General features: G+C 54.6%; 24 protein-coding genes, 1 tRNA gene and 1 pseudogene. 15 read left to right on the forward strand and 11 right to left on the reverse strand.

Annotated elements, in window-relative coordinates; translation table 11 throughout:
• The first annotated feature begins 32 nt into the window (after nucleotides 1-32).
• Both ABLU80_RS20260 and ABLU80_RS20265 read left to right on the forward strand, forming a co-directional pair.
• The gene (locus ABLU80_RS20260) at nucleotides 33-1,226 is read left to right on the forward strand and encodes an MFS transporter (protein ID WP_047042427.1); all 1,194 of its coding nucleotides are present in this window, start codon (nucleotides 33-35) and stop codon (nucleotides 1,224-1,226) included.
• Nucleotides 1,227-1,237: 11 nt separating this feature from the next.
• A complete protein-coding gene (locus tag ABLU80_RS20265) occupies nucleotides 1,238-2,419 on the forward strand; it encodes an amidohydrolase (RefSeq protein WP_348850410.1) in 1,182 nt (393 codons plus the stop codon).
• 17 nt (nucleotides 2,420-2,436) lie between these two features.
• On the opposite strand, the gene ABLU80_RS20270 is transcribed toward ABLU80_RS20265, so the two are convergent.
• Genes ABLU80_RS20270 through ABLU80_RS20295 form a run of 6 tightly spaced genes read right to left on the reverse strand, consistent with a single transcriptional unit; the run spans nucleotide 2,437 to nucleotide 9,201 of the window.
• Nucleotides 2,437-3,132, reverse strand: coding sequence for a fimbria/pilus periplasmic chaperone (locus ABLU80_RS20270; protein WP_015704522.1), 696 nt, complete (start codon nucleotides 3,130-3,132; stop codon nucleotides 2,437-2,439).
• Entirely contained in the window at nucleotides 3,101-4,720 is a 1,620-nt protein-coding gene (locus tag ABLU80_RS20275) for a hypothetical protein (RefSeq protein ID WP_047052842.1), read from the reverse strand. Before ABLU80_RS20275 ends, ABLU80_RS20270 begins: the two co-directional genes overlap by 32 nt.
• A gap of 13 nt (nucleotides 4,721-4,733) precedes the next feature.
• On the reverse strand, nucleotides 4,734-7,259 hold the full coding sequence (locus ABLU80_RS20280) for a fimbrial biogenesis outer membrane usher protein (RefSeq protein WP_046884031.1): 2,526 nt from the start codon (nucleotides 7,257-7,259) through the stop codon (nucleotides 4,734-4,736).
• A 25-nt stretch (nucleotides 7,260-7,284) separates the two neighbouring features.
• Nucleotides 7,285-7,953, reverse strand: a complete 669-nt coding sequence (locus ABLU80_RS20285) for a hypothetical protein (protein WP_015368090.1) — start codon at nucleotides 7,951-7,953, stop codon at nucleotides 7,285-7,287.
• A 57-nt stretch (nucleotides 7,954-8,010) separates the two neighbouring features.
• Nucleotides 8,011-8,598: a common pilus major fimbrillin subunit EcpA gene (locus tag ABLU80_RS20290; RefSeq protein WP_151085235.1), complete on the reverse strand. Its 588-nt coding sequence runs from the start codon at nucleotides 8,596-8,598 to the stop codon at nucleotides 8,011-8,013.
• Nucleotides 8,599-8,658: 60 nt separating this feature from the next.
• Nucleotides 8,659-9,201, reverse strand: a complete 543-nt coding sequence (locus tag ABLU80_RS20295; protein WP_015704518.1) for a helix-turn-helix transcriptional regulator — start codon at nucleotides 9,199-9,201, stop codon at nucleotides 8,659-8,661.
• Between the two features lie 804 nt (nucleotides 9,202-10,005).
• Here ABLU80_RS20295 and phnC point away from each other — a divergent pair.
• The 4 genes from phnC to phnE (ABLU80_RS20315) all read left to right on the forward strand — a co-directional run bounded on the left by phnC (nucleotide 10,006) and on the right by phnE (ABLU80_RS20315) (nucleotide 13,645).
• Nucleotides 10,006-10,848 (forward strand): phosphonate ABC transporter ATP-binding protein, encoded by an 843-nt coding sequence (gene phnC, locus ABLU80_RS20300; RefSeq protein ID WP_151085237.1) that lies wholly within the window; start codon nucleotides 10,006-10,008, stop codon nucleotides 10,846-10,848.
• A 32-nt stretch (nucleotides 10,849-10,880) separates the two neighbouring features.
• Nucleotides 10,881-11,822 (forward strand): phosphonate ABC transporter substrate-binding protein, encoded by a 942-nt coding sequence (gene phnD / locus ABLU80_RS20305; RefSeq protein ID WP_032712705.1) that lies wholly within the window; start codon nucleotides 10,881-10,883, stop codon nucleotides 11,820-11,822.
• A gap of 69 nt (nucleotides 11,823-11,891) precedes the next feature.
• Complete coding sequence (gene phnE / locus ABLU80_RS20310; RefSeq protein WP_032707512.1) at nucleotides 11,892-12,764, forward strand: phosphonate ABC transporter, permease protein PhnE; 873 nt, start codon at nucleotides 11,892-11,894, stop codon at nucleotides 12,762-12,764.
• Nucleotides 12,761-13,645, forward strand: a complete 885-nt coding sequence (gene phnE / locus ABLU80_RS20315) for a phosphonate ABC transporter, permease protein PhnE (RefSeq protein ID WP_015704515.1) — start codon at nucleotides 12,761-12,763, stop codon at nucleotides 13,643-13,645. The genes phnE (ABLU80_RS20310) and phnE (ABLU80_RS20315) overlap by 4 nt, the downstream gene beginning before the upstream one ends.
• 58 nt (nucleotides 13,646-13,703) lie before the next feature.
• On the opposite strand, the gene ABLU80_RS20320 is transcribed toward phnE (ABLU80_RS20315), so the two are convergent.
• Together ABLU80_RS20320 and ABLU80_RS20325 are read right to left on the reverse strand one after the other, a co-directional pair.
• Nucleotides 13,704-14,369 (reverse strand): HAD family hydrolase, encoded by a 666-nt coding sequence (locus ABLU80_RS20320; protein WP_151085239.1) that lies wholly within the window; start codon nucleotides 14,367-14,369, stop codon nucleotides 13,704-13,706.
• An 81-nt stretch (nucleotides 14,370-14,450) separates the two neighbouring features.
• Nucleotides 14,451-15,248: a sulfite exporter TauE/SafE family protein gene (locus tag ABLU80_RS20325; RefSeq protein WP_045361725.1), complete on the reverse strand. Its 798-nt coding sequence runs from the start codon at nucleotides 15,246-15,248 to the stop codon at nucleotides 14,451-14,453.
• A 101-nt stretch (nucleotides 15,249-15,349) separates the two neighbouring features.
• On the opposite strand from ABLU80_RS20325, the gene ABLU80_RS20330 reads away from it, so the two are divergent.
• A complete protein-coding gene (locus ABLU80_RS20330) occupies nucleotides 15,350-16,147 on the forward strand; it encodes a helix-turn-helix transcriptional regulator (protein ID WP_234275808.1) in 798 nt (265 codons plus the stop codon).
• A gap of 226 nt (nucleotides 16,148-16,373) precedes the next feature.
• The gene (locus ABLU80_RS20335) at nucleotides 16,374-16,940 is read left to right on the forward strand and encodes an NlpC/P60 family protein (RefSeq protein WP_032712701.1); all 567 of its coding nucleotides are present in this window, start codon (nucleotides 16,374-16,376) and stop codon (nucleotides 16,938-16,940) included.
• Nucleotides 16,941-17,004: 64 nt separating this feature from the next.
• On the opposite strand, the gene phoE is transcribed toward ABLU80_RS20335, so the two are convergent.
• Nucleotides 17,005-18,057, reverse strand: coding sequence for a phosphoporin PhoE (gene phoE / locus ABLU80_RS20340; RefSeq protein ID WP_015368078.1), 1,053 nt, complete (start codon nucleotides 18,055-18,057; stop codon nucleotides 17,005-17,007).
• A gap of 289 nt (nucleotides 18,058-18,346) precedes the next feature.
• Here phoE and proB point away from each other — a divergent pair, with 289 nt between their 5' ends.
• From proB to ABLU80_RS20360, 4 genes and pseudogenes are all read left to right on the forward strand, one after another.
• On the forward strand, nucleotides 18,347-19,450 hold the full coding sequence (gene proB, locus ABLU80_RS20345; protein ID WP_015368077.1) for a glutamate 5-kinase: 1,104 nt from the start codon (nucleotides 18,347-18,349) through the stop codon (nucleotides 19,448-19,450).
• Between the two features lie 10 nt (nucleotides 19,451-19,460).
• Complete coding sequence (gene proA / locus ABLU80_RS20350; RefSeq protein ID WP_230132985.1) at nucleotides 19,461-20,714, forward strand: glutamate-5-semialdehyde dehydrogenase; 1,254 nt, start codon at nucleotides 19,461-19,463, stop codon at nucleotides 20,712-20,714.
• A 114-nt stretch (nucleotides 20,715-20,828) separates the two neighbouring features.
• Nucleotides 20,829-20,904, forward strand: a tRNA-Thr gene (locus tag ABLU80_RS20355).
• Nucleotides 20,905-21,428: 524 nt separating this feature from the next.
• Nucleotides 21,429-21,742: pseudogene (locus ABLU80_RS20360) on the forward strand (DUF1493 family protein).
• A gap of 108 nt (nucleotides 21,743-21,850) precedes the next feature.
• Here the strand turns inward: ABLU80_RS20360 and ABLU80_RS20365 are convergent.
• Nucleotides 21,851-22,489: a helix-turn-helix domain-containing protein gene (locus ABLU80_RS20365; protein WP_047042442.1), complete on the reverse strand. Its 639-nt coding sequence runs from the start codon at nucleotides 22,487-22,489 to the stop codon at nucleotides 21,851-21,853.
• A gap of 280 nt (nucleotides 22,490-22,769) precedes the next feature.
• Here ABLU80_RS20365 and ABLU80_RS20370 point away from each other — a divergent pair, with 280 nt between their 5' ends.
• Both ABLU80_RS20370 and ABLU80_RS20375 read left to right on the forward strand, forming a co-directional pair.
• Nucleotides 22,770-23,216 (forward strand): STM2901 family protein, encoded by a 447-nt coding sequence (locus ABLU80_RS20370; RefSeq protein WP_047080970.1) that lies wholly within the window; start codon nucleotides 22,770-22,772, stop codon nucleotides 23,214-23,216.
• Nucleotides 23,210-23,560, forward strand: a complete 351-nt coding sequence (locus ABLU80_RS20375; protein ID WP_021466343.1) for a DUF1493 family protein — start codon at nucleotides 23,210-23,212, stop codon at nucleotides 23,558-23,560. The genes ABLU80_RS20370 and ABLU80_RS20375 overlap by 7 nt, the downstream gene beginning before the upstream one ends.
• Before the next feature lie 159 nt (nucleotides 23,561-23,719).
• Here the strand turns inward: ABLU80_RS20375 and ampC are convergent, their stop codons facing one another.
• Nucleotides 23,720-24,865 carry a CMY2-MIR-ACT-EC family cephalosporin-hydrolyzing class C beta-lactamase gene (gene ampC / locus ABLU80_RS20380; RefSeq protein ID WP_045366689.1) on the reverse strand — a complete coding sequence of 382 codons (1,146 nt, stop codon included), beginning with the start codon at nucleotides 24,863-24,865 and terminating at the stop codon, nucleotides 23,720-23,722.
• Nucleotides 24,866-25,007: 142 nt separating this feature from the next.
• Here ampC and ampR point away from each other — a divergent pair, with 142 nt between their 5' ends.
• The gene (gene ampR / locus ABLU80_RS20385; protein ID WP_348850412.1) at nucleotides 25,008-25,898 is read left to right on the forward strand and encodes a LysR family transcriptional regulator AmpR; all 891 of its coding nucleotides are present in this window, start codon (nucleotides 25,008-25,010) and stop codon (nucleotides 25,896-25,898) included.
• The last annotated feature ends 102 nt before the right edge of the window (nucleotides 25,899-26,000 follow it).

Raw genomic sequence — 26,000 nt, forward strand, 5'->3', positions numbered from 1 at the left:
ACATGCAACCATGAGACACCGGGCGGAAAAAAATGAAAAGTCAGTCTCAGATGATCTTCTTACTGTTTATCGGCTACGTGGTCGTTTATATCGACAAAACCGTCACCGGCTTCGCGCTGCTGCCTATCGAAAAGGAGTTCGGGCTCAACGCCGAACAACTGGGCTACATTACCGGCATCTTTTTTCTCGCCTATTCGCTGTTTCAGGTGCCGGCGGGCTGGCTTAACGATCGTATTGGCTACAAAACGATGCTCGTGCTGTCGCTGGCGGCGCTGGGGATATTCGCGCTGTGCTTTGGCCTGCTGGGAGCGAGCTTCGGCCTGCTGCTGCTGTTCCGCTTTCTGTCAGGCGTCGGCCATTCAGGCTATCCCTGCTCCTGCGCCAAGGCGGTGGTAAGCAACTTCACTCTGGAACAACGTACCTTCGCCCAATCGATATTGCTGTCGTCAGCGGGACTGGCGATGACCATTGGGCCGATTATCGCCGTTAACGCACTGGCGCAGCTCGGCTGGCATCTGTCGTTCACCGTACTGGGGATCGTGGCCTGCGCCATCGCCCTGCTGATCGCCCTGCGCGTGCCGCGCCGGCAACCGACGGCGGTGGTCGCGAAACAGAGCGCCGCGGGCGCCGCCCTGTGGCGTAACCCCACGGTAATCCTGCTCTTTCTGGCTATCTTTTGCGTCAATATTCCCAGCTATGGCCTGATGGCCTGGCTACCGAAATTTTTTGTTCAGAGTATGGGGATGTCGCTGTCTGCATCCGGCTACGTGGTGGCCGCGGGCGGTCTGGGGATCTGGATCTCATCGCTGGGTACCGGCTGGCTGGTGGGTAAATATTTTCTCAATCGCGAACCGCTGGTCATCGCGATTAGCGCGCTAATCAGCGCCGTGGCGATCTTCGCTATCTTCCATGCCCGGACGCCGCTGACCGCCAGCCTGCTGCTGTTTATCGGCGAAATTTTCCTGATGTCGACCTTCGTCACCGCCTTTACCCTGCCGATGAAGCGCCTGCCGGAAAATATGATGGGCTCGGCTATCGGTCTGATTAATACCGGCGGTACTCTCGGCGGCTTTGTCTCGCCGATCGTCATTGGCTATCTGGTGGAGAAAACCCACGGTTACGCCAGCGCTTTCCTGTTTCTTTCACTGGCGATGGTTTGCTCCGCGCTGGCGGTGCTGCCGCTCATGAAACGTAAAACCGTCGTCAGTCAGCCCGTTATTGATTGAAGGAGTCACTGATGCATCACGCCACTGAACAATTCATTTCCGCCGCGGCCGAGGAAGCGCTGCGCTGGCGTCGCCATATCCACGCCCATCCGGATCTGTCGTTTAACGAGAAGCCGACCGCCGATTACATCGCCCGCGAGCTGGCGCTATTTTCCGGCCTCGAGATAAGCCGCCCGCTGGAAAATAGCGTGATTGCCGTACTGCGCGGCGCGCATCCGGGCCCGATGTGGGCGCTGCGGGCCGATATCGATGCCCTACCGCTCCAGGAAGAGAGCGGAGAAGCATTCTGCTCAACGAAGCCCGGTGTAATGCACGCCTGCGGTCACGACGCGCATACCGCGATGCTGATGGGGGCGGCGAAAGTCTTGTGCCAGCTTCGCGAACAGCTGCACGGCAGCATTAAATTCATCTTCCAGCCCGCGGAAGAGGTGCCGCCGGGCGGGGCGCGTGAGCTGGTTGAGCTAGGCGTGGTTGACGATGTCGAACATATTTTCGGCCTGCATGTTTTCCCCACCAGCCCGGTTGGCGTGATTACCCTGAAAGAGGGAGTGTACGTCGCTTCCAGCGATAACTTTGATATCACCATTCGCGGCAAAGGCGGCCACGGCTCGATGCCGCAGCACTGTATCGATCCGGTGACCATCGGCGCGGAAGTGGTCGGCGCGCTGCAGCAGATCGTCGCCCGCCATATCGACCCGGCCAGCGCGCCAGTGCTGACTATCGCCACTTTTCAGGCCGGCGATAGCTATAACGTGATCCCCGACAGCGCGCGCCTGGCCGGGACGCTGCGTACCCATAGCCAGCAGGTGCGCGAGGCGGTACCGCCGCTGATGGCGCGGATTATCGACGGCATCACCGCCGCCCACGGCGCCAGCTACGAAATCAAATGGCAGCAGGGCTATGCGGTGGGAAACAACCACGACGCCACCAATCATATCGCCCGCGAAGCCATAGCCCGCCACTTCCCGGCAGGCACGCTACAGCTGCAGGATAAGGCGCTATTCGGCAGCGAGGATTTCTCCTCCTATCAGGAGAAAATCCCCGGAACCTTCCTGTTTATCGGCTGCGGCAATGCGCAAAAAGGGGCGACGTGGAACGTGCACAACCCGCATTTTCGCATCGACGAAGATGCGCTGGCGGTCGGCATTAAGACCCATATCGCGCTGGTGAGTGAGTTGCTGAACGAGGAATAATTCAGGCGATTGCCCGGCTATTTCACCGGGCAATCATTGCTGATTTTAATAAATTTCTCGTTATAGATAATGTAGTGGTTGCCGGGCTTACGCAGCGACGGCTGGCGAACGACATCGCCGGGGCGCAGATACCAGGCGTCACCCTCCTCTTCCGTGGTGTCGCATCCCGGTTTTATCAGCAGCTTAAACCAGGTATTGCCGGTATTACTGACGCTCCCCGCCGCTTTATCGAACGCCCATTTAAACTGAACCTGCCGCGGGCGTACCACCAGAATGGTATCCATCACCACCACCGGCTCCATGCTGATCTGCCCGCCCGCCGGGGCGCGCATCACCAGGTTGCGGGTGGGAATTTCACGAAACGAGACCCGATAGTAGCGTTCGCGGTTATCCTTCGGCCCGTGATAATAGAACTTAAAATATTCGCTTTCACCCGCCTGCAGCGTCAGCTGGCGCGGGGCGAACAGCAGTTCGCCGTCCGCCGGGCGGGCACGAACCTCATGGCCGCCGGGCCGGTCGATACCCACCACCGACACCCGATATAGCCGCGCGCTTTTATTGTTGTTAATCACCCTTTTCGCCGCAAACTCAGCGTCAGAGGCCAGCGAAAAGGTCAGATTACCGACAGAAATCGCCTGCGCCAGCGGCGCGGCCAGCAGCCACAGGCTCGCCAGCGTCAGCTTAATTAATGTTACGCCACGTCGCCTGGACATGAATCTCTCCTGAAGCGCTGACCTCGCCAAACCAGCCGTTGTCGGTGATGGTGCGCAGCGAGATAGGATCGTCCATGGCAATCGAAAAGCGCACCGTTGTTTTATCCATCTGCCCCACATCGCCGGAAATATCAGTCCACGGCGTGGTCAGCCATAGCGCATCGGTCATGTCGTGCCAGCTATTGTCGCAGCCGGCGTCGTAACTTTTCGTCGCCCCGCTTTGGGTAATGAAAGAGAGCGACGCCGGGAATGGCACCTGCGCGGTACCGTCCGCCGAGCTGAACAGGCAATACGAGCGCCCGCTAATCGCCTGTGACGGGCCGGTAACTTTAATCAACACCTCATCGGCGGCGGTTTTGCCGCTGGTGGTGACGATGTAGCCGAAATCCAGCGCCGGTTCGCCGCTGCCGACGTAACCCTCACGTGACGGCGCCGAAGTGTACTCATCGGAGATAATGCTGATGCTGAAATCACGCGGTTTGATAATTAACGTATTCGAAGTAGAAAACTCATACCAACCTGACTCTGGTGAAGTCGTATTCTGAAAACGGAAGTTAAACAAATCTTTAGTGTTAATGTCGCTTATACCCAACGCCACCATCTGCTTAAAGAAGTTGCTCGAGAAAAAGACGTAGATCGCATCCGAACTCTTCATTTCGTTGAACGTGTAGTAATAAGCCGTATTGCTCACCGGTTTCCACGAGCTGCCGTTGAGACTGAACTGCATATCGTACGCCCCGACGGCCGACGCCAGCGATGAGTTAGCGATTGCCGGGAAGATATGTATCGAGGTATTGCTCAAGCCATTGGTTTGCAAATTATAGTTGACCATTTTGCAGCTTAAACCCGCACGGCTACCAATAGTCTGCGTCTGGCAATCGGCATTTCCTTCGCCCAACGTCGGTACGCCATCGCTGTTAATAAATACTTCTGCCAGAGAGTGGGTGTTGATGAGCCTGAGATTCGCCGCTTTGGTGTGAGTAACGTTACGGACGTACCAGTTACCTGATGCCTGATCTTTACAGCGCTGGCCGAGGCTTGCATCGTAAGCCACGGATGTCTGACAGGCATTAATGGTCATCGTAAAGCTACCGCCAACCGGCATCTGTTGTAGATACTGATAGAAAGCATCAGACATCATGCCGTGCATCCACTTAGCGCCGCCGCTGGTTACCGTCGCGCCATAAAAACCGCTAGCGTCGGTAGTCTGCGGCTGAATCAGGCTGGTCGCCATATCGCAGCCGCCATACCAGTTAATACAGCGTAGCCCCAGCAGCGGATGGGATACCGGGGAATTTTCCAGCCACATGTCGAACTTCCAGTTTGCATTGAGCCCGGTGTTATAGCCGTTATCGATATAACCCAGGCTCTGCTGATAAATCGTGCCTGATCCGTTGTATTTTAAACCCGTCCAGCGGTTTGCACCGGTCATACGCGGATCCAACGCGCCGCCAGGGGTGACGAAGAAGTTATCATCAGAGTTGTTTTCAACGAAGACGAATTCGCGCGCTGGCGCATCGCTCCAGGTGGTTTTCGAGATCGCGGCATAAGTTTGCGATATCGACAGTTCCGCGAGCATCGCTACCATCAGAGCTAGCCACTTAGCTTTCATTACCTTCTCCTGTCTGCTGCACCGCCGCCCATGAAGAGAGACCGCTGCATACTACGTCCCCTACCCACACCGCGCCGCGCGCCTGGCTGAGCTCCAGCGCCACTTCACAGGTTTTATTTCCGCCGTAGCTAAAATCAATGGTGGGATATTTTTTATCGACATCCATGACAAATTCACCGTTCTCATCGGTGCGGGTGCGCCCGATATGGTTATTAATGCGCGCGTTCGCCAGCAGCGTGCCGTCTTCGGCGCGGATGCGCCCGGAGACGGTGACCATTTGCTTCACTTCCGGCTCGATCACCGCCACGTTACCGGGATAAAGCGTCAGGTGACTCTTACGACCGCTGACAATGTCGTAGCTGTCGAGCGAGTTTTTACTGTTCTGCAGTTCGACTTCATAGCGGCTGTACGGCGAAAGCGGCAGGTAGTTGCGTTTACCGCTGAGCTGCACGATGCGCCCGTTAACCTTAGCGCTGAGCTTGCCGTCGTCTTCCAGACCGGTATTGAAGATCACCCCGGCATTGCCATCGGTTCTCCCGCTGGCGGCGATATTTTTCCCCTGCCAGCCGACGCTGCCGCTGGCGGTCAGGTTGGTATTCACGTAGCCGTCGGCGCCGCTGTTGACGTTCAGCGTGCCGTTGGTGTAGCGCGTTTCGAACTGCGTATAAGCGCCGCCGCTTAAGGTTTTGTCGTCGCCGGTATCGCCGGAAATCGCCCGCGAAATATTGGCGCCGACGGTTCGAATCGCCCCTTCATTAAACTGCTTACGCGCCGAAATGTTGGCCATGGTATAGCCGTTCTGATGGGTCATCCCGGCGCTGAACCAGTTGCCCAGCGGCAGAGATAAATCGAGGGCGATATATTTCCCGGTGTTGGCGTTGCTATCGCCGTTGTTATAGCGCTGTAAGCCCGCGCGCAGGCCTAGCGAGCCAAAAGAGCCGCTATAAATCGTCTGGTAATAATCCGCCGTGTAGTAATGACTGTTGTAGCGGCGGTCATCGTTGTAGCTGATGCTAAAAGTGCCTAGTTTTGACCACAGGGCGTTCAGGTTCAGCGTGCCGCCGATCGCCCGGTTGTCGGCATCGCTGCGGCGCAGCTTATCGCCGATAACGGTCTTTTCCTGGTTAATCCACAGCGAGCTAAAGCCGCCGGGTAAGGTGGCGCTGACGCTGCCGATGCTGCTCCAGGAGCTGTCGCTGGCCAGCATGTTTTGCAGGTTGATATTCACCGCCTCGGTCAGCGGCAGCGTGATGCGCGTTTCGCCGACGGCATTGTTATCATAACCGTAGCCGGTGGCCGCCCAACTGAGCGTGCTCAACGATCCGGAAGCCGATGCCCCCGCCAGCCAGCTCTCTTTCGCCGGCTGCGTCTTTTTACCGCTTTCCGACCAGCGGTCCATATGGAAACTGCCGCCCCAGATTTGCCAGGCCAGCGGCGCGCCCGCGCCGCGTCCGCGAGTAAACAGCTTGTTGACGCGTTGGGTGCGTTTGCTGACCACTCGTCCGTTGACGATAACTTCGACGTCAACGTCGTAAATACCGTACGGCAGGCCTCGGGTATCAACTTCATGATTCCCCATAACGAAGTTCTGCACGCTTAACAGGCGCCCGTCACGCATCAGGTGGACCTCGCCTGCCGCCGGTAAGAATGCCACCACCGGCGTCGCCGACTGGCTGTTATCAAATACCGTCGAGCTGGCCTGGTTGCCCCACGACGCGCCGTAGATTTTACCGGCCGAAATCGCGGTCATCGGCCCCAGCGATTGTAAGTTCCAGGTATCCAGCATTCCGCCGGCAAAACGGTGCCCGGCGAAGTCGCGCTCGTACATCGCTTTATACAGTTCGTTGTCCTGGTGGCTGGTGCCGATGCCGTACAGCGAGCCGTCGAGCACCACGTGATGCTCGCGCAGCGCGCTAACGCTATTGAGTGACAGATAGCTGGAGGTATTACTGCCACCGCTACGCATCTGGTTGTTGTAGACCCCGAGGTTGTAGGTAAGGTTATTACTGAAAGTTTTAACGCTCGACTGGCCAATATCCTCGCTGCGCGACCGCAGCACGGTTCCCAGCGCCTCACGTTTCACCACCAGTTGCAACAGCAACTGGCGCAGACTAAGGTGTAGCTGCGCGGCATCGGTTAAGGGGATCTTCAGCGCGTCGTTGAAAGCCTCATTGGATAAACGTCTGAGCTGTTGACGTGTCTCGTCGCTGACGCGAGCGTTGTCATCGCCCTCTTCGAGGGTGATTTGCCGAACCCGCAGCACATCGCCATCAAGCCAGATATACGCGGCGCCGATACGCTGATCGTTCTGATTATCGCGGCTGCCTTCAAGATGAATAAACAGAGGAATGCTCATGCCGTCCTGCAAAGCCTGGCTGAAAGCCTGCGGGATAATCACGCCGCCGATTTGCTGCACGCGCTCGGCGGCCATGCTGTCGCTATAAGGCGCCAGCAAAAGAACCATGCCGGAGGCAAGCAGCGCGTTCAGTCCAGGGGTGATCCGTCGTAAAGGCATAGTCTTAATCCATCAGCACACATGTCTATTTCACGGGAACAAACTGCTCGCCCTGCCAGAGCGCGACCCGTCCTTTTTTGTCAGCAATATTGACGCGCGTGAAGCGACGCGATTTCCCCGGCATCAGGTAGTAATTTTCTTTGCACTCTTTGCCATCGGCGATTTTCAGACACGGGCCGTAGGCGATGATGCGCAGGGTGGCGTTACCGGTATTGGTCAGCGTGTCGCCGGCAAACTGGTAGCGAAAATTAGCCTGACGCGGCGCCACCACCAGAATGGTGCCGATGCGGGCTGAAGCGGTGGCCACCGCGCTGCGCTGGGAGCCATTGCGCTGGGCATCGCTTAAGGCCTGATCGAACCAGACAATGCGGTAGTAGCGCTCTTTATCATCCGCCGGGCCTTTGTAGAAAAAGCGCACCACTTCACTGGCCTTTGCGGGCAATAACAAGCTGGCGGGGGTCAACAGGACTTCATCCTGTTTATCCATCGGGATCACTTTGCCGCCATCCAGCGGTGAAGAGAGACGTTCCAGATGAATGTTGATTAAGCGGCCGCTGTCGGTGGTATTTTTAATCTCTTTACTCAGCGTGCTGCTGCCGCTGTTCATAAAGGAAGAGATATCGCCGACATCCAGCGCCAGCGCGGGATTCGCCAATCCCAGCAGCAGGCCAATGGCCAGAAGATGTTTTTTCATAAGCGTTCAGTCCATGAAGAGGCAGGGGTATTCCCCCTGCCCGGTGCTACGAGAAAATCAGCTGGTCCAGGTTGCGTCGAACTGCACGCTCACGTCACCGCTCCAGACCCCTTCCGGCAGCGTGCTGTAATCGGTTACCGCGGTGGTGCCGTCGGTGGTACCGCTGATGATGGAGAAGTTAAAGCCGTCCTGCGCGGTGGTGCGGCCTGCGGTGTTGTAGCCGTTAGACAGCGCGCTGAGGTTACCGCCCAGTACGCCGTTAGCGGTGTCGATCATGATGGTGTCAGCACTCTTTTCTACCGCGGCGCCGTTATAATCCACGCCCACGCTCAGCGTTGAGCCGGAGGTATCCAGCTGAGTCAGAGTGTTAGTAATAAGACGTGAAGTCAGTTTGAAGGCAGTCGCCGTGGTATCGCCTTCAACAGCAACATCAAACAGACCTTTTTGTGAGTTAAAGCCTTTAATCCCTTCGGCATACTGGAAAGCCAGGCTGCCAAGCGGGGTAACAACCAGTTTGCTGGAAGTGTCTTTTTTCGCGGTTGCAGACCAGGTAGCAACGGCCTGAGCAGTGACATCAGCAGCCTGAGCAACACCCATTCCAGCAAACGCCGTTACCAGAGCAATAGCAATAACCTTTTTTTTCATAGCTTTTTCATCCTGAGTTTAATTAAGGACAAGTCGTCCCGGTGTACCACTAAATAAACGTTACATAACTAATTTATAAATTTTTGAATACAGCTTGGCCTCAGCATTTCGCCGATGGGTATAAATAGTTTTCACACTGCAATTTTCAATTCTGGCGATAGATTTCGGATGCATTCCTTGGGCCGTCATTCTGATCACCGTCATTTCCCGGTCAGTAATTTTTTCTTTCTTAATATCTTTACGCAGAAACCGACCATTAATTACATAGGCCAGATCTTTTCTTATATCGCGCGCGAGGTCGACATACACCACGCCGCGAATATCACCGTTGTAATACCAATAATTGGCTAACGCTTCTGACTTTCTCGCGGCAATCAGAATAATTTGTTTGCCTTTGGCCTTGGCTAACCAGTCGTTGTCATAGCGAATAAAGTAATTTAATGCATTGGTACTCAGATTGATAAACAAAAAGTCCTTACATATTTTATCCAGTGACAAATAAATAAGTTCTTCGATATCTAAGATGAGTTCCGACAAGCCTTTTAAAAAATAAGTATCATGTGCTGGCCAAATACACTTATCAAGGGAGCATTGATCGTCCATATACTGTTTATCCTCTTCATCCTGGAATACTACCTTTCACCCCATCGCCGATAGCCAGGCCTGCAGAGATTAAACCTGCAAATTACCCCTGTTTAAATTGGTTATAATAAAACACCAGCGGCATTATTTAATCATTAATAATGTCGAAATCATTTATCGATTTATATTTTTTTGTTGGATTCAAATTTAGGTTTTTTCTGATTAAGTGTCAACAAGCAGGATGTGAAGCTAATTCTCATTTATGTCAATTTTTTGCTTTTTGCAGAAATCCTATTTTTTGCTCAAAAACAAAAAACATTTAATTTCATGTGGTTATTGATCGAAAATTCCTACAATCCGAATCGATTATTATATCATCCAGGATCATAACCCTAATTCATTAGGAATATTCTTAATGGATGAGATAAATGACGTTGCGAAAAATCTTAATAACACATAAAAATAAGAAGATAATACCGCAAAACAGCTATTTACAAGACGATCCGCCCAATCATAAGCTGCGTGAATGGTTTTAAGCACCGCACAAAATGCCTAAACATAAACATAAAAACCGCTTGCAGAGGACTATTAGTCCCATGAAAGAATGATATCTAAGAGAATGAGATTAGTTCTCATATTTCTTTCTTATTTGCTCTCATTTTCATTAGTGTAGACCATCACGCTATGATTGCCGCTGGCATGTTTCTTTTACCTTGCAGGTAAGCGTTTCATCACGCTTTCATTATTTTTTCGCCTTACCGTCATCGAAAGTTCACACAAAACGCGATTAATAGTGGCCAGTTTATGACGAACCAGGACACTCTTATGAACAGCTCTCTTGCCGCGGTGGCGGAAACCGAATTTTCGCTAATTACGCCCATCGCCCCAACCCGGCAGCGGAAAGTCTTAAGCGTGCGCAACCTGAGTAAATCTTATAATGCGCAGCAAACCGTGCTCGATAACATCAGCTTTGACCTCCATGCCGGCGAGCTGGTGGGCGTGATTGGCCGCTCGGGAGCCGGGAAATCCACACTGCTGCATGTCCTGAACGGCACTCATAGCGCCACCGGCGGTGAAATACTCAGCTTTCCGGAAGTGGGTATGCCCCATGATGTTTCACGCCTGAAAGGACGCGCGCTCAATGCCTGGCGCAGCGAATGCGGCATGATTTTCCAGGACTTCTGCCTTGTGCCGCGCCTTGATGTGCTGACTAACGTACTGCTCGGCCGCCTGAGTCAAACCTCAACCCTGAAGTCGCTGTTTAAGGTTTTCCCCGACGCCGACCGGGCGCGCGCGATTTCCCTTCTCGAGTGGATGAACATGTTGCCGCACGCCCTACAGCGGGCGGAAAACCTCTCCGGCGGCCAGATGCAGCGCGTAGCGATTTGCCGTGCGCTGATGCAAAACCCCGGGATCCTGCTGGCGGATGAACCCGTCGCCTCGCTCGATCCCAAAAACACCCAGCGCATCATGAATGTACTGCGGGAAATCAGCTGCCAGGGGATTAGCGTGATGGTCAACCTGCATTCGGTCGAACTGGTCAAAGAGTACTGCACCCGGGTCATTGGCGTCGCCAAAGGCCGCATCATATTCGACGATCATCCGGCACAGCTGACTCAGGATGTCCTGCATCGGTTGTACGGCGATGAAATTAGCCAATTGCATTAATTTCCTTTAGTTAAAAACACACAGGCAAAATAATGAACAAACATCTAAATGGCGCAGTTCGTTTATCCGCAGCAATCGCAGCTCTGTTACTGACGTGGCAAGCGAGCGCCGCTGAACAGCCGAAGGAATTAAATCTGGGGATCCTCGGCGGTCAAAACGCCACGCAGCAAATTGGCGATAACCAGTGCGTGAAACAGTTCCTTGATAAAGAGCTGAAGGTCGATACCAAATTACGTAACTCATCCGATTATTCTGGCGTCATTCAGGGACTGCTGGGCGGGAAAGTCGATGTCGTATTAAGTATGTCGCCTTCTTCTTATGCCTCGGTCTATATCAATAACCCGAAAGCCGTCGATATTGTCGGTATCGCCGTTGACGATAAAGATCAATCCCGCGGCTACCACTCGGTGGTCATCGTCAAAGCTGACAGCCCGTATAAAACGCTGGACGATTTAAAAGGCAAAGCTTTTGGCTTCGCCGACCCGGATTCCACTTCCGGTTATTTAATTCCAAACCACGCCTTTAAACAGAAATTCGGCGGCGACGCGGATAACAAATACAATAACTTCTTCTCCAGCGTGACCTTCTCCGGCGGCCACGAACAGGACATTCTCGGCGTGCTGAACGGCCAGTTTGCCGGCGCGGTCACCTGGACCTCGATGGTCGGCGACTACAACAGCGGCTACAGCGTGGGCGCTTTCAATCGCCTGATTCGCATGGATCATCCGGATCTGATGAAGCAAATCCGGATTATCTGGCAATCGCCGCTGATCCCGAACGGCCCGATCCTCGTTAGCAATGCGCTGCCAGCGGACTTCAAAGCCAAAGTCGTCACCGCGCTTAAAAAACTGGATACCGACGATCACGCCTGTTTCGTGAAAGCGATGGGCGGTACTCAGCACATCGGCCCGGGCAGCGTGGCCGATTTCCAGCAGATCATCGATATGAAACGCGAGCTGGTTAGCGCGCGTTAATCCCGCACCGATGCCGCCGTCCGCGACGCAATGCGGACGGCGGCGCTACGTTAAAGACCTTTTCGCCGCATGAATAATACCCATACCGAATTTGAACGTTATTACCAGCAGGTCAGGACACGGCAAAAGCGCGATACCTTCGGCTGGTCGTTGGTGCTGCTGGCGCTCTACTTTGCCGCCGGGCACGCCGCCGAGTTTAATCTGCCCACTATCTGGCGCTCGTTGCCAAACTTTCTCGACTATATGTTCGAGACGCTGCCGACGCTGCATCCGGGCGTTCTGTTAGCCGATTCACATACCAAAGGCTCGCTGGCGTACTGGGGCTATCGCCTGCCAATTCAGCTACCGCTGATTTGGGAGACGCTGCAGCTGGCGCTGGCCTCCACGCTGGTGGCGGTCGCGGTAGCGACAATACTGGCTTTCCTCGCCGCCAATAATGCCTGGTCACCCGCGCCGCTACGCTTCGCCGTTCGCGTGCTGGTGGCCTTTTTACGCACCATGCCTGAGCTGGCCTGGGCGGTCATTTTCGTCATGGCGTTCGGTATCGGCGCGATCCCCGGCTTTCTGGCGCTGATGCTGCATACGGTCGGCAGCCTGACCAAACTGTTCTACGAAGCGGTGGAAAGCGCGCAGGATAAACCGGTGCGCGGGCTGGCGGCCTGCGGGGCATCGGCGCTGCAGAAGGTGCGCTTTGCCCTGTGGCCGCAGGTGAAACCAATTTTTCTCTCCTACGGCTTCATGCGCCTTGAGATCAACTTCCGCTCATCCACCATTCTTGGCCTGGTAGGGGCCGGCGGGATCGGCCAGGAGCTGATGACCAACATTAAGCTCGATCGTTACGATCAGGTCAGCATGACGCTGCTGCTGATCATTATTGTGGTGTCGCTGCTGGATATGCTTTCCGGCCGCCTGCGCCAGTGGGTTGTGGAGGGGAAAAAATGAGCCAATGGCAACATCAACCGGATATCGCCGCCAGCCGCCGCCAGCATCAGGCGCTGTATAAGACCCAGGGGCGATACCTGCGCTATGTCGGCCTGCTGGCGCTGGCGAGCGTACTTTATTACGTCTGGTTCTTTATGCAGTTTGGTATCAGTAGCGAACAACTGGCGACCGGTCTACAGCAGATGGGGCGCTATCTGCTGCGGATGTTTGTCTGGCACGACTTCTGGAACTGGCCGTTTGCCTATTACTTCACGCAAATCGCCATTACGCTTGCCATCGTCTTCGCCGGGACGATTACCGCGACGGTCATCGCGCTGTTGCTGTCATTCCTGGCGGCGCGCAATATTATGCGCGGCGTGATTCCCGGCATTATCGCCGTGTTGATGCGCCGCTTGTTTGACATGCTGCGCGGTATCGATATGGCTATCTGGGGTCTGATTTTCGTGCGCGCCGTAGGGCTCGGGCCGCTGGCGGGGGTACTGGCGATTATTATGCAGGATACCGGCCTGCTGGGCCGCCTGTATGCTGAAGGCCACGAGGCGGTAGACCGTTCGCCGGGCCGCGGCCTCACCGCCGTCGGCGCTAATGGTCTGCAGAAACACCGCTTCGGCATTTTCACCCAGTCGTTCCCGACTTTCCTGGCGCTAAGTTTATATCAGATTGAATCCAACACCCGTTCCGCCGCGGTGTTAGGTTTTGTCGGCGCGGGGGGGATTGGCCTCATTTACGCGGAAAATATGCGTTTGTGGAACTGGGATGTGGTGATGTTTATTACCCTGTTGCTGGTCGCGGTGGTCATGGTGATGGACACCCTCTCCGCCTGGCTGCGCCGCCGTTACATCGGCGGCAGCGTAGTGCCGTTGTATCAAAGTCCGCAATAACCCCCTCTCCCCGGTGGCGCTACGCTTACCGGGGCTACCAATCAGGGAAAACGTCTCGTTATTCGATCCGCCACGCCAGCACTGGCCAGCCGTACCGGGCGTTGGCTGCCTGCAGCTGCGGACACGGGTTGACCAACCGCACGCGATCCGCATGCAGGCACAGGGGCAGGTCGTTTATCGAATCGGTATAAAAAGTGACTTCGCCAGTATAGTCAGGATGCGCCTCGCGCCACTGCGCAAGGCGCGTCACTTTACCCTGCTGATAGCTCGGGGTACCGGCAATCACACCGCTGTAGCCGCCATCCGCCATTTCAACATCAATACCCAACGCCTGTTCAATCCCCAGCTCGGCGGCTATCGCCTGCACCAGCAGCGTCACCGAGGCGGAGATCACCAACATTTTTTCCCCTCGCGCCTGTAAGGTACGAATAACGTCCCATGCCTGCGGGTAGACCCACGGCAACACCTTTTCGCGCACGAATCGCGCCACCAGCGTATCCACCTGCGCCTGCGGGATGCCGATCAGCGGCGCCTGAATCAGCGCGACATAATCGGCGATATTCATTTCCCCGCGGTCGTAATCCGCCATCAGCTGCGCCTCGCGCGCCAGATATTCCGGATCGCTCACCCAGCCTTCGCGCACCATAAACTGGCTCCACAGCGTACTACTGTCCCCTTTAATCAGGGTGTTATCCAGATCGAAAATCGTCACAGCATTAGACATTAGTCATTTTCCATAATCAGTAATATAAGCCTGCGAGAGCATGTATAAAGAAGATGACAGGAGCATGATCCGCCAGCGCTTTCAGCCCACCCCGCCAAAGCCCATCGCCAGCAACACCAGTAGCAATAGTAGCGGGTAGATCCGCACGTGCCAGCGATCGGGGAGTTTTGCCAACCAGCGCGATGCGCCCCGCAATCCCAACCAGCTCCCGGCCACCAGCAGCCCGGCCGCCAGCCACCAGATATTACCGATGAAACCGGAGGGCAGCGCCGCCATCGGCGCCATCAGCAGCCACGTCAGGCTGGCGGTCGCCGCCAGCGGCAGCGTCAGCAGGTTGGCCATTGCCGCGGCCTGCGCCATCGTCGCGCCACGCCGGCGCATCAGCGGCACGGTCATCACGCTGCCGCCAACGCCAAGGAAGGCGGCAATCAGGCCAATCCCGCCGCCAAGGATAGTCTCGCGCCCTGCACTCGACGGTGCGCAAGCCGTCGACGGCGCCATAAAGCCGGGGCGAACGTAGCAATCCACGATGGTCACCGCCAGGTACAAAATGAACAGCCAGCGGATCCACTCGCCGTTGACCCTCAGCGCCAGCGCCGCGCCGGCAATACCGCCGATGGCGATGCCGCCAAGTATCGGCAGCAGGGAGCGCCAGTGAACCGTTCCGGCGCGCAGGTGGCGGCCGCTTGCCAACAGCGACGTGCACAGCATCACCAGCGCCGACGTCGCTACCGCTATTTGCATCGCCTGACCGCCTACTGCGCCCTGATGGCTCAGCAAGAGGTAAAGCAGCGGCACGGTAACAAAGCCGCCGCCGAAGCCAAACAGCCAGGTGGTTACCCCGGACAACAGTCCGCAAACAAAAAGCCCAAATATCATCTACCGTTCCTCCATTCAGGGAGGTAACGATATAGAATAGCGGAATGGCTGACTTACGATTAAAAGCCAATATATTACGATTTTCAGCCAGGAGAGTACGCATGCGCAATATCGCGATTAATGATGTCGATCATCTGCCGCGCCGGGTATTAGGCCTGGGTAGCGATTATCCGCCTGACACCCTTTTACCGCGCCATCATCACCGGCGAGCGCAGTTTCTCTATGCCGTGAATGGCTTGATGAAAGTCGAAACCGATGACGGTCAGTGGCTGGTGCCGCCGTTCAGCGGCGTATGGATACCCGCTAACAAACCGCATCGCGTCTGGATGCCGGGCGTGAGCACCCATAGTCTGTATATCGAACCGCAGGACGCGCCGCGCGCCGGGGTACGCTGCGAAGTATTGCAGGTTTCGCCGCTGCTACATCAACTGCTATTGGCCGCCTGCCAGTTGCCGCTGTTGTATGAAGAGAGCGGACATGATGCGGCGCTTATCGCCCTATTACTGTTTGAACTGCAGGCCGCCCCGCCGCTGCCGATGTTTACGCCGCTACCGCAACATCCGCGGCTGGCTGAACTATGCAGCACGTTTCTCCGCCAACCGGAGATTCACAGCACGCCGGAGCTGTGGGCCCAAAAGATGAGTCAAAGCCTGCGTACCTTCAACCGCCGCTTTTTGCAGGAGACCGGGATGGCGTTTCGCGACTGGCGTCATAAAGCCTGCCTGATGTACGCTCTCACCGCCCTGCGAGAAGGACGAAGCATTACCGACGTGGCGTTAAGCCTTGGCTATGAGCATCCGGCGGCATTTACCGCCATGTTCCGCAAAGCGATGGGCTATGCGCCAGCCTCTTTTATCCGCCATCTTAATGGAGGCACGCCTGTCTCTCGCGCCAGATAAATAAGAACATCCTGATTCTGGCCTGTTATATTTTGATTTAGATAGTAAACATTTATTAATAAATAAAATCACCGCGTTTACTATCTGGAAAATGTGCTTATTACGGTACCGGCGAATTTATGCCTGCGGTACGTAAGTTTTCGTAAATTTTGCGTTTCATCATTCTGACGTTTCCCTGAATACGCTATAAATGGCGACGGTCGATCCCTAACATGAAAATAACGACATGAAGCCCAAACTCAGCCACGCTTTATTACTTGTTCCTTTATTGATTTTGGCAGGATGTTCATCTTCCCCAAAAAAACCGCCCAAGGCGGTGGCGCAGCATCATTATGAGCCGATCGACAGCGGCTCCGACGATCTGATACCGGTGCTGGCAGCCCTGCACGATCAGATGCACACCTGGGACGGCACCCCTTATGAATGGGGCGGCACCGACCAGAGCGGCGTCGACTGTTCCGGCTTTGTCTGGCGTACGCTGAAGGACCGCTTTAATCTGCCAATGGACCGCGTGACCACCGGCGATCTTCTGCATATGGGCGTGCGGGTTAGCAAGCAGCAGCTGCGGCCTGGCGATTTAGTCTTCTTCCGCATTCACGGCGGTATGCACGTCGGTTTCTACGATACCGACCACAATTTCCTGCACGCCTCCGCCAGCCAGGGCGTCATGCGTTCGTCGCTGGATAATCCGTACTGGAACCGCGTCTTTTATCAGGCGCGGCGCTTGCCGAAGGAATATAACGCGCAGATCACCATGAATAACGACGATCTGCATCTGGCGAAAAACCGCTAATCCTGACAAATAAAAACCGCGGCGCTCAGGGCCGCGGTTTTTATTTTTATTACGCTCAGTTTTATCAGAACTGATAGGTCATCCCCAGCGCGACGATGTCGTCATCGTTAATACCGAGCTTATTATCGCTCTTCAGCTGGTTAATTTTGTAATCCACAAAGGCGTTCATGTTTTTGTTGAAGTAGTAGGTCAGGCCGACGTCAATATAATTGACCAGATCTTCGCTGCCGACACCTTCAATATCTTTGCCTTTCGACAGTACATAGCCCAGAGACGGACGCAGACCGAAATCGAACTGATACTGGGCGACCGCTTCAAAGTTCTGCGCTTTATTAGCAAAACCACCGCTGATCGGGGTCATTTTGCGGGTCTCAGAGTACATTGTCGCCAGGTAGATATTGTTGGCGTCGTACTTCAGGCCGGTAGCCCAGGCTTCCGCTTTGGAGCCCTGGCCGCGCGCCAGCAGGTTCTGATCGTTGGTACGGTCAGAACTGGTGTAAGCCGCGCTGACGGCGAAATCACTGCCGCCGAAATCATAGCTTAAAGAGGTGCCGAAGCCGTCGCCATTCTGTTTTTTCGCTTCACGGCCTTCGTTTTTGCCCTGATATTGCAGGGTCATATTCAGACCATCCACCAGGCCGAAGAAATCAGTGTTGCGGTAGGTCGCCAGGCCGCTGGCGCGTTTGGTCATGAAGTTATCGGTCTGCGCGGAGGAGTCGCCGCCGAACTCCGGGAACATATCGGTCCAGGCTTCAACGTCGTACAGCGCGCCGAGATTACGACCATAGTCAAATGATCCAAACTCTTTTAACTTCACGCCGGCAAACGCCAGACGGGTTTTCTGCGAGGAATCGCTTTCGGTTTTATTGCCGGAGAATTCGGATTCCCAGCGGCCATAACCGGTCAATTGATCGTTGATCTGCGTTTCGCCTTTGATACCGAAGCGAACGTATGTCTGGTCGCCATCCTTGCTGTCATAATCGCTGAAGTAGTGCATGGCCTTCACTTTGCCGTACACGTCCAGTTTATTGCCGTCTTTATTGTATACTTCCGCTGCCTGTGAAGCCGAAGAAGCAACAAAACCCATCATCATTAATGCCAGTGAACGCTTTTTCATTATGTGGTCCTGGTGATTTATTTACACGCGCTTATCAATTCCGGGCGAAGGCCCCGTCAAAAACTGGAGGTTTTTTAACGCTGTAGTGTTAAATATTTATGACGAAATGGAACTTTTTATAAAAAAGAATGTTTAAATATTTCCGTCATAAATATGTCACCTTGCCTGCGCAGAATGCCCGATCCGCGCAATAAAATGGCTTGACCAATACGCCAGCAGTTGGCAAGCGGCCTGACTCCTGTTACAACATCAGCTCGATCTCGATATTCCTTTTGAACGGCAGAAAATCATGAGTGATAGCCAGACGCTGGTGGTAAAACTGGGCACCAGTGTTTTAACGGGCGGATCCCGACGCCTGAACCGCGCCCATATCGTTGAGTTAGTGCGCCAGTGCGCGCAGCTGCATGCCATGGGGCACCGCATTGTGATTGTGACTTCCGGGGCCATCGCCGCCGGACGTGAACACCTCGGCTACCCTGAACTGCCCGCCACCATTGCCTCAAAACAGCTGTTGGCGGCAGTCGGCCAAAGCCGTCTTATCCAACTGTGGGAACAGCTTTTTTCTATTTACGGCATTCATGTCGGCCAGATGCTGCTGACCCGTGCCGATATGGAAGATCGTGAGCGGTTCCTCAACGCCCGCGATACCCTGCGCGCGCTGCTGGATAACAATATTGTGCCGGTCATTAATGAGAATGACGCCGTCGCCACCGCTGAAATCAAAGTCGGCGACAACGATAATCTTTCCGCCCTGGCGGCCATTCTCGCCGGCGCCGATAAACTGCTGCTGTTGACCGATCAGCCGGGACTCTTTACCGCCGACCCGCGCAGCAATCCGCAGGCCGAGCTTATTAAAGATGTCTACGGCATCGATGACGCGCTGCGCGCCATCGCAGGCGATAGCGTTTCCGGCCTCGGCACAGGCGGCATGGGCACCAAACTGCAGGCCGCGGACGTCGCCTGTCGCGCGGGCATCGATACCATTATCGCCGCCGGCAACCGCCCGGACGTTATCGGCCACGCGATGGAAGGCCTGCCGGTGGGCACCTGTTTCCACGCTCAGGAATCACCGCTGGAGAACCGCAAACGCTGGATCTTCGGCGCGCCGCCGGCCGGTGAAATCACCGTCGATGCCGGGGCGACCCAGGCTATTCTGGAAAGAGGAAGCTCATTGTTGCCAAAAGGCATCAAAACCGTCAGCGGGAATTTCTCCCGCGGCGAAGTTATCCGAATCCGCAGTAGCGAAGGCCGCGATATCGCTCACGGCGTAAGCCGCTATAACAGCGACGCCCTGCGCCTGATCGCCGGGCAGCACTCGCAGCAAATCGATGCCATCCTCGGCTATGAATACGGCCCGGTGGCCGTCCATCGCGACGATATGATTACCCGTTAAGGAGCTGAAAATGCTGGAACAAATGGGCATTGCGGCCAAAGCGGCCTCTTACCAACTCGCGCTGCTTTCCAGCCGCGAGAAAAATCAGGTTCTGAACAAGATTGCTGATTATCTGGAAGCGCAGACCGAAGACATCCTGCGCGCCAACGCCGAAGACCTCAGCGACGCCCGCGCCAACGGCCTGAGCGACGCGATGCTCGATCGCCTGGCGCTGACGCCGGCGCGCCTGCGCGGCATCGCCGATGACGTGCGTCAGGTGTGTAGCCTGGCGGATCCGGTCGGCCAGGTGATTGACGGCGGTCTGCTGGATAGCGGCTTGCGTATCGAACGTCGCCGCGTACCGCTGGGAGTGATCGGCGTGATTTATGAAGCGCGGCCGAACGTGACCGTCGATGTCGCCTCTCTGTGCCTGAAGACCGGCAACGCGGCTATTCTGCGCGGCGGTAAAGAGACCTGGCGTACCAACGCCGCGACGGTGAAAGTGATTCAACAGGCGCTGCAGGAGTGCGGCCTGCCGGCTGCCGCGGTGCAGGCAATCGAGAGCCCGGATCGCGCGCTGGTCGGCGAAATGCTGAAGATGGATAAATACATCGATATGCTGATCCCGCGCGGCGGCGCAGGCCTGCATAAGCTGTGCCGCGAGCAATCCACGATCCCGGTGATCACCGGCGGTATCGGCGTGTGTCATATTTTCGTCGACGATTCGGCCGAGATCGCACCGGCGTTGAAGATCATCGTTAACGCCAAGACCCAACGCCCGAGCACCTGCAATACCGCCGAGACGCTGCTGGTACACCGTAATATCGCCGATACCTTCCTGCCTGCGCTGAGCAAACAGATGGCGGAGAGCGGCGTGACGCTGCACGCCGACCCGGCCGCCCTGCCCCTTCTGCAGAATGGTCCGGCGAAGGTGGAGCCGGTGAAAGCGGGGCAGTACGACGACGAGTATTTGTCGCTGGATCTGAACGTGAAAGTTGTCGCCGATCTCGATGAGGCGATTGCCCATATTCGTGAACACGGTACCCAGCATTCCGATGCTATTCTGACGCGTACCCTGCGCCATGCGAATCGCTTTATTAATGAAGTGGATTCGTCGGCGGTATACGTTAACGCTTCTACCCGCTTCACCGACGGCGGCCAGTTCGGCCTCGGCGCGGAGGTGGCGGTCAGCACCCAGAAGCTGCACGCCCGCGGGCCGATGGGCCTGGAAGCGCTGACTACCTATAAGTGGATTGGTTTCGGCGACGATACCATTCGTGCTTAACGCTAAGCGGGTGATGCAAAAGTAGCCGTTTGATTCGAAAGGGCATTGACGCATCACCCACTTAGTTTTAACCTTCTACCCCGTGCTTCACGCAGGTGAACGCGTCCTTTCAGGGCCGATATAGCTCAGTTGGTAGAGCAGCGCATTCGTAATGCGAAGGTCGTAGGTTCGACTCCTATTATCGGCACCATCTAAGAAAGTCAATGATTTAGGTTAAAATCCCCAAGAGATCGTATCTTCTAAAATCACACCCAAACGCCTGTGTTGTACTGGCTTTGGTATCGTACAACCTATGGGCAGGTAGTTACCGTGCTCAACCCTGTACAGATTTTCCTTTGAAGCCAGAAGACGTCCAGCGTCTCTAATCCTCATACCAAGACCCTTAGCAAAGTTCCGCGCTTCGTGCGGCGCTCAATGATTCTTAGTCTGCCTTTAGTCCCTGTAAGAGGTAAGATTAATTACCGCCGCGCAACCAAAGACACAAGTCCTCTATCTCTCGTTTTCCGTAAAGTGTTCACAGGCTCTTTTGAAAAACGTAAAAAGACACTTACCATTAAGTCGATACTCCGCAAGGATTGCGGCATACACTGCCAGTATTGGCGGCTACATTAGACTAGACGTTGAGTGGATTGGTGTTGTGATCACTGTTTACGATATTGGCGTTATTACTAATAATGTTGTTCACCGTTATCGATTAATTACGGGGAAATAGGTATGGATATCGATGCTACTGTTCACGGACTGATCGAAAAGCACTTTTGGAAGATGGACATGATACATCACTAAGTGATGGTGATCATGTAGTGCTTCCAGAGGATATGAACTCATTTCTAAATGATTACTCTGAATCATTGAATGTTGATATCGAGAGTTTTAACTTTCGTCGCTATTTTCCCAATACGGGTATTTGGTTTCTTCCAAACGCCATTCTTCCTGAATACCTCAAAACAGACCACCACAAACCAGAACCATTGACGGTACAAATGTTTATTGAAAGTGCTAAAGCCGGGCGCTGGCTCTATGACTGATCGTCCGTGTTAAAGGTTTTGGCATAAAGGCAAGAGCCTTTATTAGTTTTTTCATGGGGATATCCTCATGGAGCTTATGAAGACATTACTAACATCGGTGTGTATTAATCAACGGGAGCAGGTCGCCACCTGATACGCCGCTATCATTCTCGTCGTTCTGGTCAGACTATCCGCCACCTCCACTTCCGCAGTCGTAATCGCCATCCCCGCAGAACGCAGCGCCGAAATATCCGCGGCGATACGCTGGATGCCAAACCAGAACAGCCCATCCAGCGCATTGACTTGCAAGCCACTTTCCAGCGCCAGACGTAACCGCTCGCGCGGCGCCTTTATCTCTTTTGCCAGCTGTTGATAGGGCGCAGCGGAAACCGCATCCGGCCCGCTGCGAATAATCCGGCTCACAAAGCGATAACGAAACTCATCCGGAACGGCGCTGAGATCGGCTTTCAGGCTGTAAACGCAGCCGCGCTTTTTACCATTAATCACCACGTTCTTTTGATTCAGCGCCAGTGCATGGCGTAAGCGATCCACCAGCTGCGGGGCGCGGATAAGTAATAAACGAAACGGCAGTTCGAAGCTGGTGGCGTAGTCGACATTCAGCAACGCAGTACGCAAACGCGTTTCACTGTTCGCCTTTTCCTGCTGACATTCAGCAATAACTTCCGCCCACTGGCGGGTAATACGCGGAGATTCGTTGCACTCGATGAACTGAAATTTTTCAATCTGGTAGTCGATACGTCCAGCCATTGCCGTTCCCTGTGGTTCGCCATCTCGCTGATAGTTTTCAGCAGATTGCGTCCATTCGCAAGTAACAGTTCGCTTTAAATCATCATGCACTAACTTCACCAGGGAATATTAGCTGAACAAATAAAAATAGATGAGAAAAGAAATTTTTATTAATTGATTAAATGATTTAACAGAACATTTAATAAGAGCTATTTTTCAGAAAACGTTTATATCAACAGTTATTGTTTCCAATAAACCAGGCAGCTACATTGCGTAAAAATAGCATTACTGGGATATAAAAATGGACACAACAGAACAAGTTAATGGAACATATTATTACAATGGCAAGTCAAACCTCTCGTCCCATGAACTTCTTTTTTGGGTTTTTCTCGATACTGCAGCCATTCATTTTGGAGTAGATAACATCATGACCATTGCGTTAATCATGCTTGGTCAACCTATAAAAAATACCCGGACAAAACCTGGCGGAGCGACTAAAGGGACGAGCATTTTGAGCCATGAGTTACGGAAGGTTTTCCACAATGACTTAAAAGTCAGGCTCCCGACGTTAACCAACCAATCCATCCGTAATCTTAGATGGAGCTATGTCACCAATCTGGGAGCATTCGCAGGACGCTGGATACCCATCCTCGGGATTATTTACCTGACAGGGGATGTAATTTATGTATCAATAAAAGCAACCACTAAATACAACTCCATTGCCAGAGGTGACGATAAATTATGGTAGATCAAGACAATATCGCGGCAGCCGTTCTGGCATGGTATGAAACACAATGGAACAAGCCGACACTTACCGGCAAAAAGCAGCAGGTGAATGCGGATTTATCACTCAATACGGGCGATTATCCCTGGGCCAGAGAAAGTGGCGATGACATCATGAAATCCTATTTCCGCCAGTTTAATGTGAAGCAAGATACATTTGATTTTTTTAATTATTGGCCTCCCGAACAGGGTTTCCTCCCTAATTTCCTATTACCGAAATCCAAACGCATTTCTCCGCACAAACCGGAGCCGTTAACACTCGCGATGCTCATTGCGTCAGCACAGGCTGGGAGATGGCTGTATCGTTAGTTGTTTGAAAATAAAGTGGCCCTGTCCCGGATAGCGGCGCGCTGCGCCTTATCCGGGCTACCGGTTAGTGCCAACCCGTAGCCCCGGTAAGCGTAAGCGCCACCGGGGTTTTCCTCAGTTAGCGCCACCTTGGCCCCGCTAAGCGCAGCGCAAACATCCTTACTGCAGCGCCTCAAGAATATGATACGCCGCCTTCACCCGCTCCGGGTTGGGGTAGCTTTTATTCGCCAGCATCACGATGCCGAGATCCTGTTGCGGAATAAAAGCCACGTAGCTGCCAAATCCGCCGGTGGAGCCGGTTTTATGTACCCAGGAGGCTTTCACCGGCGGCGCGGGCGGATTGACCGCCGTTACCGGCGTCGCGGCAAGCGCTACCTTATTATCACTGCCGTTAATCAGCACCTCGGCCGGCACCGGCCAGTTCAGCATCTCCCAGCCGAGCCCCTGATACATCTCCCCAGCCCGCCAATAGCGCGACTGCGCCAGCTGGATCCCCTGCCGCAGATTTTTATCCTGCACCGCTTCGCTGTTCATATTCGCCAGCACCCAGTGCGCCATATCCTCAATGCTCGACTTCACGCCATAAGCCTCAGCGTCCAGCTGCCCCGGCGAAACATGTACCGCTTTACCGTCACGATAACCCCAGGCATAGTCCTTGCTCTGGGCGGGCGGTACGTTAATCCAGGTGTGGCTCAGTTTTAACGGCTGCAATACCCGCTGGCTCATCGCCTGTTCAAAGCTCATGCCGGAAGGTTTCACCGCCAGCGCGCCGAACAGGCCAATGCTGGCATTGGCGTACAGCCGTTTACTACCCGGCGCCCACTGCGGTTGCCAGTTCTGATAGTAACGCAGTAATGCCGCTTCATCCGTCACCTCGTCCGGCACCTGCAGCGGCAGACCGCCTGCGGTATAGGTGGCGAGATGCAGCAGCGAGATCCCCTGCCACTGCTGGCCGGTGAGCTGCGGCCAGTACTTCTGCGCCGGATCGCTGAGCTTAATTTCACCGCGCGCCACCGCATCGCCGCCCAGCACGCCGGTGAAAGTCTTACTAACAGAGCCCAGCTCAAACAACGTCTGTCGCGTCACCGGACGCTGCCCGGCAACATCGGCCTGGCCCCAGGTGAAATAATAGGGTTTGCCGTGATAGATCACCGCCACCGCCATGCCCGGTATCGCCTGTTCTTTCATTAACGGCGTGATGGTCTGATTGACCAGTTCACGAAGCTGCTCCGCCGTTTGCGGCGCGGCAAAAGTCGAAAATGAGGCGCCCAGCAGCAGTACGCCTGTAAGGGATTTTTTCATCATGAAGTATTTTTCCATTATCGGTTCTCGCTCAATATCCACTCTCGTCCGGGCCCTTCAGACGCGCTCAGTGTCGGTGTTTTGCTCTGCGCTGACAAACTGTTAAATTTAGCAGCAGGCTTTAATTTTTCTAACGGATAATGTTATGACACGCAGCTATCTTCCTCTCAATTCACTACGGGCCTTTGAAGCGGCCGCCCGGCATCTCAGTTTTACCCGCGCGGCGATTGAGCTCAACGTCACCCACTCCGCCATCAGCCAGCATGTGAAGACGCTGGAGGAACATCTTAACTGTCAGCTGTTCGTTCGCGTGTCGCGCGGCCTCAAGCTCACCACCGAAGGAGAAGGCCTGTTACCGGTACTCAATGAGTCGTTTGAAAGGATTGCCGGGATGCTAGACCGTTTCACCGGTCACCAGGCGCAGGAGAAGCTCAAGATCGGCGTAGTCGGCACTTTCGCCACGGGTGTGCTGTTCCCGCTGCTGCCAGCCTTCTGGCGCGAGTGTCCGCATATCGATTTGCAGATATCCACCCATAATAATCGCGTCGACCCCGCCGCCGAGGGGCTGGATTATGTGATTCGCTTTGGCGGCGGCGCCTGGCACGATACCGCCGCGCAGTATCTGTGCACCGCCCCGCTCTCCGCGCTGTGCGCCCCGTCGTTAGCCGCCCGGATACATCATCCGAAGGATATTTTGCAGTTCACGCTACTGCGTTCTTATCGCCGAGACGAATGGTCGGCGTGGATGCAGGCAGCGGGAGAATTGCCGCCTTCGCCAACCCATCGGGTTATTGTCTTCGACTCATCCGTGACCATGCTGGAAGCGGCGCAGGCAGGCTTAGGCGTGGCTATTGCCCCGGTAAAAATGTTCAGCCATCTGCTGGAAGAAAAACGCATTGTGCAGCCGTTTAAGATTCATATCGATCTCGGCAACTACTGGCTGACACGTTTGCAATCGCGTCCGGAAACGCCGGCAATGTTGCATTTTTCCCGCTGGCTGGCGGAGGCCTTAAAAGGGGTTAATTCGGCGGAGTAATGCGCCATCAGAAGACGCTCCCGAAGGAAATAGGAAACATTTGGAAATAACGCTTACACATTATGCATAGCGCTGGATTATGCAGCGTTTTTAATTTGCCCT

This window comes from Klebsiella sp. CN_Kp104, from assembly GCF_040064515.1.
Taxonomy (GTDB): Bacteria; Pseudomonadota; Gammaproteobacteria; order Enterobacterales; family Enterobacteriaceae; genus Klebsiella; species Klebsiella aerogenes.

Bases quoted from the DNA above. Each gene is read 5' to 3' on its own strand.
- ABLU80_RS20260 (WP_047042427.1), top strand. From the start codon at position 33: ATGAAAAGTCAGTCTCAGATGATCTTCTTACTGTTTATCGGCTACGTG.
- ABLU80_RS20265 (WP_348850410.1), top strand. From the start codon at position 1,238: ATGCATCACGCCACTGAACAATTCATTTCCGCCGCGGCCGAGGAAGCG.
- ABLU80_RS20270 (WP_015704522.1), bottom strand. From the start codon at position 3,132: ATGTCCAGGCGACGTGGCGTAACATTAATTAAGCTGACGCTGGCGAGC.
- ABLU80_RS20275 (WP_047052842.1), bottom strand. From the start codon at position 4,720: ATGGTAGCGATGCTCGCGGAACTGTCGATATCGCAAACTTATGCCGCG.
- ABLU80_RS20280 (WP_046884031.1), bottom strand. From the start codon at position 7,259: ATGCCTTTACGACGGATCACCCCTGGACTGAACGCGCTGCTTGCCTCC.
- ABLU80_RS20285 (WP_015368090.1), bottom strand. From the start codon at position 7,953: ATGAAAAAACATCTTCTGGCCATTGGCCTGCTGCTGGGATTGGCGAAT.
- ABLU80_RS20290 (WP_151085235.1), bottom strand. From the start codon at position 8,598: ATGAAAAAAAAGGTTATTGCTATTGCTCTGGTAACGGCGTTTGCTGGA.
- ABLU80_RS20295 (WP_015704518.1), bottom strand. From the start codon at position 9,201: ATGGACGATCAATGCTCCCTTGATAAGTGTATTTGGCCAGCACATGAT.
- phnC (WP_151085237.1), top strand. From the start codon at position 10,006: ATGAACAGCTCTCTTGCCGCGGTGGCGGAAACCGAATTTTCGCTAATT.
- phnD (WP_032712705.1), top strand. From the start codon at position 10,881: ATGAACAAACATCTAAATGGCGCAGTTCGTTTATCCGCAGCAATCGCA.
- phnE (WP_032707512.1), top strand. From the start codon at position 11,892: ATGAATAATACCCATACCGAATTTGAACGTTATTACCAGCAGGTCAGG.
- phnE (WP_015704515.1), top strand. From the start codon at position 12,761: ATGAGCCAATGGCAACATCAACCGGATATCGCCGCCAGCCGCCGCCAG.
- ABLU80_RS20320 (WP_151085239.1), bottom strand. From the start codon at position 14,369: ATGTCTAATGCTGTGACGATTTTCGATCTGGATAACACCCTGATTAAA.
- ABLU80_RS20325 (WP_045361725.1), bottom strand. From the start codon at position 15,248: ATGATATTTGGGCTTTTTGTTTGCGGACTGTTGTCCGGGGTAACCACC.
- ABLU80_RS20330 (WP_234275808.1), top strand. From the start codon at position 15,350: ATGCGCAATATCGCGATTAATGATGTCGATCATCTGCCGCGCCGGGTA.
- ABLU80_RS20335 (WP_032712701.1), top strand. From the start codon at position 16,374: ATGAAGCCCAAACTCAGCCACGCTTTATTACTTGTTCCTTTATTGATT.
- phoE (WP_015368078.1), bottom strand. From the start codon at position 18,057: ATGAAAAAGCGTTCACTGGCATTAATGATGATGGGTTTTGTTGCTTCT.
- proB (WP_015368077.1), top strand. From the start codon at position 18,347: ATGAGTGATAGCCAGACGCTGGTGGTAAAACTGGGCACCAGTGTTTTA.
- proA (WP_230132985.1), top strand. From the start codon at position 19,461: ATGCTGGAACAAATGGGCATTGCGGCCAAAGCGGCCTCTTACCAACTC.
- ABLU80_RS20365 (WP_047042442.1), bottom strand. From the start codon at position 22,489: ATGGCTGGACGTATCGACTACCAGATTGAAAAATTTCAGTTCATCGAG.
- ABLU80_RS20370 (WP_047080970.1), top strand. From the start codon at position 22,770: ATGGACACAACAGAACAAGTTAATGGAACATATTATTACAATGGCAAG.
- ABLU80_RS20375 (WP_021466343.1), top strand. From the start codon at position 23,210: ATGGTAGATCAAGACAATATCGCGGCAGCCGTTCTGGCATGGTATGAA.
- ampC (WP_045366689.1), bottom strand. From the start codon at position 24,865: ATGATGAAAAAATCCCTTACAGGCGTACTGCTGCTGGGCGCCTCATTT.
- ampR (WP_348850412.1), top strand. From the start codon at position 25,008: ATGACACGCAGCTATCTTCCTCTCAATTCACTACGGGCCTTTGAAGCG.